This window comes from Variovorax sp. P4_D9, assembly GCF_056401695.1.
Map to the genome: position 1 here is coordinate 1 of NZ_JBFUIU010000655.1, position 7,571 is coordinate 7,571.

The 7,571-nt window shown below is 63.2% G+C and carries 6 protein-coding genes and 1 pseudogene; all 7 read right to left on the minus strand.

The genetic code is table 11. The annotated features are described in order from the left end of the window. Positions 1–714 precede the first annotated feature (714 nt). The 7 genes and pseudogenes from AC1DY5_RS41745 to istA all read right to left on the minus strand — a co-directional run bounded on the left by AC1DY5_RS41745 (position 715) and on the right by istA (position 7,299). Positions 715–1,260 carry a DUF4256 domain-containing protein gene (locus AC1DY5_RS41745; protein ID WP_478120305.1) on the minus strand — a complete coding sequence of 182 codons (546 nt, stop codon included), beginning with the start codon at positions 1,258–1,260 and terminating at the stop codon, positions 715–717. After that, a complete protein-coding gene (locus AC1DY5_RS41750) occupies positions 1,257–1,457 on the minus strand; it encodes a hypothetical protein (protein ID WP_478120306.1) in 201 nt (66 codons plus the stop codon). The genes AC1DY5_RS41745 and AC1DY5_RS41750 overlap by 4 nt, the downstream gene beginning before the upstream one ends. Continuing rightward, the gene (locus tag AC1DY5_RS41755) at positions 1,454–1,930 is read right to left on the minus strand and encodes a VOC family protein (RefSeq protein WP_478120307.1); all 477 of its coding nucleotides are present in this window, start codon (positions 1,928–1,930) and stop codon (positions 1,454–1,456) included. The genes AC1DY5_RS41750 and AC1DY5_RS41755 overlap by 4 nt, the downstream gene beginning before the upstream one ends. 835 nt (positions 1,931–2,765) lie before the next feature. After that, positions 2,766–3,104 (minus strand): annotated as a pseudogene (locus AC1DY5_RS41760) (tyrosine-type recombinase/integrase); the annotation flags it as partial. 280 nt (positions 3,105–3,384) lie between these two features. Then, on the minus strand, positions 3,385–4,932 hold the full coding sequence (locus AC1DY5_RS41765) for a transposase (RefSeq protein WP_478120308.1): 1,548 nt from the start codon (positions 4,930–4,932) through the stop codon (positions 3,385–3,387). Between the two features lie 79 nt (positions 4,933–5,011). After that, the gene (gene istB, locus AC1DY5_RS41770) at positions 5,012–5,809 is read right to left on the minus strand and encodes an IS21-like element helper ATPase IstB (protein WP_478120309.1); all 798 of its coding nucleotides are present in this window, start codon (positions 5,807–5,809) and stop codon (positions 5,012–5,014) included. Continuing rightward, entirely contained in the window at positions 5,806–7,299 is a 1,494-nt protein-coding gene (gene istA / locus AC1DY5_RS41775) for an IS21 family transposase (RefSeq protein WP_478120310.1), read from the minus strand. Before istA ends, istB begins: the two co-directional genes overlap by 4 nt. Positions 7,300–7,571: the final 272 nt, after the last annotated feature.

Sequence of the window (7,571 nt, forward strand, 5' to 3'; positions counted from 1 at the left end):
GTGTGGCGGCGACGGGAATCGAGCCGCCGCCTCCGCAGGCCAGGAGGGATCCCAGCACTACCGCGGACAACGCGGCACGTATGCAGGCGAAGGTTTTCATTTTCTATCTCCAGAATGGAATATGGGAATATTTCACATTCTGTACACGTGCAAACGCTCCGAGCAAGAACCCGCACACAGAACGCGGCGTCGTTGCAACACTGCCGGCGCGATCTCAAAACAAGGCGGCTATGCTCGGATTCCAACGATGGAAAAGGACAGGACATTCCATGAAGAAGCTAGTCGCAGCACTCTTCGCAACGGCCATGCTTGGCGGGTGTGTTGTCTACCCCGAGGCCCCAGGCAATCCCGGCGGCGGGTACGGAAAGCAATGCCCGCCCGGACAGGCAAAAAAAGGAAACTGTTAGTTCCCCGTTCAAGGGTGGCCAGCTTCGGCTGGCTGCTGAAGATGCGGCGACCTCTCGCTTGACGGCGCTAGGTGGGCGCTCGGTAGTGACCTGGCGCGTGACTAGCCCCGCACTTGGAGGCTGGAGCCGTGAGTGATCAGCGAATCCGCAGCCGACTCTGCCCTCGCAGGCCAGCAGCAGCATCGCGGTCTGTTGCGCTTCAATTCGTCGGAGGGCGCGCGCCGGGTCAGCCGGTTTGACTCCCGAGGGATGCCTTCTTCCGCGGCGATCGCGAACGACAGGAGTTGGCCGAATACGGCGTTCGGTTTCAGACGCTCACAGAGCCTCTGAATCCTCGCGCGGCGTAGTAAGACTCCGCCCCGTTGTGATAGACAAAGACCTTGCCGTAACGCCTGTCGCAAAAAAGCGCGCCTCCGAGCTTTCTGACGTCGGGCGGGGTTGCCACCCAACTTGACGTCTTCAAGTCGAACTCGCCGAACTGCTGAAGTGCGCGATATTGCACCTCCGTCAGTATCGCGACGCCCATTGCGGCAGCTATGTCCATTGCGTTGTCTTGCGGTTTGTTCTGTTTCCGGGAATTCAAGGCTTCCGCGTCGTAGCACAGGCTTCTGCGCCCCTGCGGACTTTCAGCGGCGCAATCATAAAAAAGGTAGGCGCCGCCATCGTCCGCCATGACGACGACATCGGGTTCGCCCCCCGTCCTTTCCATCTCATATAGCGACCTCAGCTTGTCGGGGCTGCCTCGCAGACGACCATGGACATCGGTCCAGTCAACGCCTGGGTGCCTGTGCATGTTCTGCTTGAACCGGGACTTCAATTTTTCGATGAGGATTTCGCGCTGTTCGGCCTTCACGTCGTTTGCTCCTTGTTCATCCGCGTGTTTGCCAAATCGCCTCCCGGATGCCACTGCCCGAATTCCGCCGCCTCGATGAAGGGTCCACAGCCGACTGCAGTCCAACGTTGACGTTGAACGGCGGGCAAAAAATGGCGAAGGCAACCTTTGACGGCCCGCTCCAGCAACGGGTTAGACGTCAACTCTTCAGTTCTCAACGCTTATGTCCTATGGGATTTTCTCGGGAGCTCTGCTGCCCGAGTTGTTGGGCGAGCCCAATGAGAATGCCTTCGGGCCCCCGGATATAGCAAAGCCGATACATGTTTTGATACTGAACCACTTCGCCGACAAGCTTCGCGCCGCGGCCACCGAGTCGGGCGAGCGTATCGTCGATGTCCTCCACGGTGAACATGACGCGGAGGTAACCGAGAGCGTTCACAGGGGCGCTGCGATGGTCTGCGGCCACAGGCGGCGCGAGGAAGCGGGACAACTCGAGTCGGCTATGACCGTCCGGCGTACGCATCATGGCAATCTCGACGCGCATGCCGCGCAATCCAGTGACGCCATCTGCCCAGTCTCCTTCAACCGGGGCGCGTCCTTCGAGTTCGAGACCAAGTTCAATGAAGAACTCGATGGCCGCATCGATGTCGTCCACTACGATGCCGACGTTRTCCATACGCTTGACCGTCATTGATGTCTCCTTGGGGTCTACCTGGTTGTACGCGGCGCTGCGGCGCTCCGAGCGTTCGTGAATGGCCCGTGAGCAGTGATTGGGGCGACGCGATGTACTTCTCCGGTTTTGGCCGAATTCTGTCTCAGTTGAGGCTGGAACTGCCCACAAAGTCGCGTAAGCGCCCTTGATTCGTCGCTCTTGCATCCTTGCCCATCGGTTGACGTCCATACTGGCTCGGACGGTCCGCAATCATGCGGCTGCTTCTGAGGAAAAAGACATGAAGCCAAAGTTTGTGGCGCTCGCCGCCGCTATGACGCTAGTTTCGGCGGGCGCGTTCGCAAATTGCGTGGGCTACACCGGACCCGGCGGACCGTGCTCGACTGGGCCAGGAGGCGGTCTATCAACCGGACCCGGTGGGGGCCTGTCTACCGGTCCTGGAGGCGGCCTCTCCACCGGCCCAGGCGGCGGACTTTCCACYGGCCCAGGGGGAGGCCTATCCACGGGGCCGGGCGGAGGGCTCTCCACGGGACCTGGAGGTGGCATGTCCACTGGCCCAGGGGGTGGACTGTCGACCGGGCCTGGTGGTGGCCTATCTACAGGTCCTGGCGGCGGTCTTTCGACAGGGCCAGGCAACAACTGGCGACGCGTTCCGCAGCAATAGCACGGACGGGCCTGACCGGCTGCGCGCCTGGACGGAAGGACCGCTTCTGGCCGGTATCGCTACTCCGACGTTGCTCCAGCAAGCTGCCTTTCAGTTGACATGCCAAACGGCCACGCGCGGGTAAGTCGGGCGCACCAGCCAATCGCTTCGCTTGTGTTCGGTAATCGAATGGTATGCCCGATGGCCGCTCGATCAGATCTCAGTTTGCTCGGAGATCTCCAGCGCGTCGTCGACCTCGATTCCGAGGTATCTCACGATTGATTCAAGTTTGAGGTGCCCAAGCAGCAACTGCACAGCACGCAAGTTCTTTGTGCGCCGGTAGATCAACGTCGCCTTGGTTCTCCGCATCGAATGGGTACCGTAGTCTGCGGGATCAAGTCCAAGTTCCTCGACCCAGCCCCCGAGAATTCGGGCGTACTGCCGCGTCCCAAGATGTGGTGAGTTGTGAACGCGGCTTGGGAACAAGAAACTGTCGGACTTCAGCCCCGCTTGCTTGATCCACTTCTGAACAGCTTCGCGTGTCACCTGGGTGGCCGGCGTCAACTATCTTGTCCGCCGTGTTGCCTCACGGAGAAATGTTACCCGACCGGTGGTCCCGGTTTCGGGGGATTTTTTCAATCAAGAGGGAGGGGAGCCGTGGGGTGGGCAACTTCGGTACTCCGAAGTTGTCCACGCCTTTAAGGCGGGGAGGGAGACTTCCCTCCCCTGAACCCGATTTCCGTCGAAAGTGTGCTCACTGATCGATCAGCCAGCGCCGGGGAAGCCAGGCGGTTCGCACCCGGCAGACAGGCGCGGTTACTGTCTATCCGTTTCAGACCTCGGCCGGCACTGCGGCGGGACTGCGGAGACCGCCCAGAACCATTTCCGTGACGCGCGCGCTGCGCCAGGCCTTCACCCGGCGCTGCAGTGTCCGCAGCTGCGCCTTACCGTCGTAAATCTCTGGAACCATCGCGACCAGACGAGCCATCAAGGCCTTGGCCGCTATCGAGGGCTCCGCGATCAGCCACCCTTCAATGACTGGCCACGCGTCGGCGAATGGGTCGGTCCGAGTCCTCCACCAGTGTTTGGCCTTGGGCTGCTTGCGATGCGTCGGACGTACTTCGCCTTCCGTCCAGGCTGACGACAAGCTTTGAAGGAACGTTGCAACATCGGCCGCACTTCTCGACTTCACTTCAGTCGGCGCGCCGTGGGCCGCGATCTCGCTCAACGTCTGCTGTGCGCTGCGGATTTCCTGCAGCAGCCGCACTGGGTCGAGTCGTTTGAATTGCGCCGTCAGCTTCTCCTTGATCTCCGGCTCGACGCCGCTGTGGGCGACAAGCCGTTCACATGGGGTCGCCGGCGCGAAGTAAACCTTGTGCACACGAGCGCCGTCGCGCGTTTTGGACTTCAGCTTGAATGAGGGTTGAAAGAAGTTGATGTACAACCGCGACGACTCGTACAGCTGCGCCAGGGCTTTCGTAGCTTCGCGACCGCTCAGGCGGCCATAGCCGACCAGGCGCCGAACGACGGCGCCGTTCTTCTGCTCCACCCAGGCCTGGTCGTTCTTCTTGTAGGGTCGTGATCGCGTCTGCTCAAGGCCGCGGCCCTTGCAATAGTCGAACACGGCCTGGCTCATGAAGGTGCTGTCGTTGTCCGAGTCGATGCCGAGCATCGCGAATGGCAGATCCGCCGTCACCTTTTCGAAGGCCTCGATGACCAGCATCTGGTCGCGCAATCTCATTGCCACGCATTCCGTCCAACCGCTGGCGATGTCGGTCAGCGTCAGGGTGTGAACGTAGTCACCGTCCGTCTTCGGGCCGCCGCAGTGTTCGACCATGTCGATCTCGAAGAAGCCTGGCGCCGGATCCCGCCAGTCGGCGAATGTGCGCACCGGAATGCTGCGTCTGATGGCCGCGCCCACGCCAGTGCGGCGCCTGCGCTTCCCGTCGATATGCGAACGCGCATCGGCCAGCACGCGATCGATGGTCGCTGCGCTGACTTGCAAGACCTTGGTCTTGACGACCGGGTCCAGCTCGAGGTGGCCATGGCGTTCCATCGCATCGACCAACATCGGGATCAAGGCCTTCAGCCGCTTGCCGCAGACTCGATCGGCGGCCTCCCACAGCACCGTCAGCGCTTGCCGCACCGCCTCGTCATACAGACGATTGCGTGCCCGCGTTTCCTTCGTGGTGGCCTCTTCTCCCAACACCCGGATGGCGTGTTTGCGGTGGTAGCCGGTCAAGGCCACGAACTCATCCAGGATCTTCGTCTTCTCCATCGGTGGCGCGCCGCTGTAGCGCGCTCGCAATGCCTCGATCAACTCCTTGCGTGTTGCCATGCTGATTCGCCTCGTCACGTAGTGCTGCTCCCGTCGGACCATCCGACAGGTAGCAAGTTACGTGAGGCAACAGGTCAGCTCGGGTAGCAAATCCGACGAGTCAATGCGGGGCGAAGTTTGTTCAAGTGCTCTCGATAGTTGTCGCCGCGCGCGCGCGTTTTGCCGGCGCCTGTGCCGCCTGAGCGGCCCGACGCCGGTAGCTTTCGACGTTCATCTCGAGGATCGTCGAGTGGTGGACCAGGCGATCGACCGCGGCCACCGTCATGGCGGCGTCCACGAACACTTCGCCCCATTGGGAGAACGGCGTGTTGGCCGTGATGGCGATGCTCTTTCGCTCGTAGCGCTCGGCGATCAGCTCGAACAGCACGCTGGTCTCGGCCTGATCGCGGCGCACGTAGCTCAGGTCGTCCAGCACGAGCAGATCGAAGCGATCGAGCTTGGCCAACTCGTGGGCCAGGCGCAGGTCGCGTCGTGCGGTCTGCAGGCGCTGCACGAGCTCGGAGCAGCGCACGAACAGGACCCGTCGTCCGGCATCGATCAGCGCGTGCCCGAGGCCGCTGATCAGGTGGCTCTTGCCCACGCCAGGCGGGCCGAACAACAGCACGCTGGCGCCGCGATCGAGCCACTCGGTCCCCGCGGCCAGCGCCATCACCTGGGCCTTGGACACGCTGGGCACCGCGGCGAAGTCGAAGTTCGACAGACGCTTGTCCGGGGTCAACCCCGATTCGATGCGGCGGCGCTCGATGCGGCGCACTTCGCGCTCGTTGATCTCGTGCTCGAACAGCGCCTCCAGCAGTCGATTGCCAGGCCAGCCCTCGCGATCGGACTGAGCACACAGCTCGAGGGCGAGCCGCTTGACCGTGGGTAGCCTCAGATCGGTCAGGATGAGGCCCAGGCGGCCTTCCACGGCCGCGCTCATGCCGACGCTCCCAGCAAGGCGTCGAAGCCTGCCAGATCCGGCAAATCGACCTTCACGTCCGGCAGCACGCCGGGGCGCGGCGCAAGCAGCGTGGTCAGCGCCAGCAGGTCGGGCAACTGATCGAGCTCGATGAGCTGTTCCAGTTCGGTGGCCAATTGAGCCTCGTGACCGTCGGCGGCCAACGCGAGCAACCCGACGATGGTCTTGCAGGCGTCGCGTTCGCTCAGCTGCGCGCTCAGCCGCTCCCAGGTCTGGCGATAGACCGCACGCGGGAACATCGCATCGCGCAGTACCGAACGCGCAAAGGCGCCGGGCTTGCGCCTGAGCGCTGCGATCAGGTGCCGGTAGTCGATGTCGCGCGGATGGCGCTGCCCGTCGCAGTGGTTCAAGCGCGCACGCTCGAGCACGCACGTGCCACCGAGCCAGCACTCGATGTGGTCGGTGTACAGGCGCACCGTCATGCGCTGACCGACGAGTTGGCTCGGCGCGCTGTACTGTGCGCCGCGCACGGTGAAGATCGCGTATTTGCTCACCCGTGCAGGCAACTCTTCGTACTCGGCGGTGCGCCGCTGCGGCAGCGCGCGCAACGTGGCGCGCTCGACGACCAGACGTACCGCTACGCGGGCGTTGAGCCGCGCCACGATCGTCGCCACCAACGCCTCGTACGGAGCACGCTCGTCGAAGCAGCGCGAGCCGCGCAGGCGCAGTGCCTGGTCGAGTGCCGTCTTGAGCGAATCGTGGCGCGATTCGATCGAGCCGTTCTCCTGCGACTGGCCCGGGTTGCAGCGACTCGCGCGCATCTCGTAGTGCTTGCACAGCGCAGCGTAGCGGCGCGTGAGTTCTTGTTCCTCGGCCAGGTTGTTGAAGGCGGCCGACAGGCTGTCGGTCCTGTGCTCCTCGGGGACGCCGCCCAGGCGCCACAGCGCCGATTGCAGTCCAGTGGACAGCGCGATGAAGCTCTCGCCACCCTCGAAGACGACAGCGTGGCGCCAGCCCGAGTGGGCGAGCGCGAACTGGTAGATCCGATGCGGGAAGGCGACCCCAGCGATGACCACCTCGAGCTCGTCGCAGACGGTGAAGTCCGACAGCCCGAGACGGCCCGGCGGATGTTCCTGCGCGAAGAAGACTTCGCGCTCGGGCCCGTGCACGGCGCGCCACTGGCGTACGCGGCGCTGAAGGGTGCGTAGGCTCGACGAGCCGTAGTCACCGGGATAGCGGCGCTGCAGCTCCTCCAGCAGCGTGACCGCGTTGAGTGCGCCGTCGGCTTCGAGGAGCGGCACGACCTCGCTGGCCCATACCGGGGCCAGCGGATCTGCGCGGGTTCGCCATGCCCGCTCCTCGCGCTGAGAGGGCAATGCCTCCCTGTGTTCGATGCGCCGCGCGCTGCGTTCACTGATGCCGGCCTTGGCGGCTGCGGCGACCTGACTGAGCGTCAGGTGGTGTTGCTTGTACTTCTGCACTTGGTGGTCCGTGATCTTCTTGCCGGGCAAAACGCGAACCTTCGCTGAATGACGATCGGCTCACGTTAAACCCGCCTCCCGGACCGGCCCGGCACCGGTAAAAAACCGGCGCATTGACTCGTCGGATTTGCTACCCGAGCTGACCTGTTGCCTCACGTAACTTGCTACCTGTCGGATGGTCCGACGGGAGCAGCACTACGTGACGAGGCGAATCAGCATGGCAACACGCAAGGAGTTGATCGAGGCATTGCGAGCGCGCTACAGCGGCGCGCCACCGATGGAGAAGACGAAGATCCTGGATG

Coding starts and splice junctions, on each gene's coding strand:
- istB (WP_478120309.1), bottom strand. CDS start 5,809: ATGAGCGCGGCCGTGGAAGGCCGCCTGGGCCTCATCCTGACCGATCTG.
- AC1DY5_RS41765 (WP_478120308.1), bottom strand. CDS start 4,932: ATGGTCCGACGGGAGCAGCACTACGTGACGAGGCGAATCAGCATGGCA.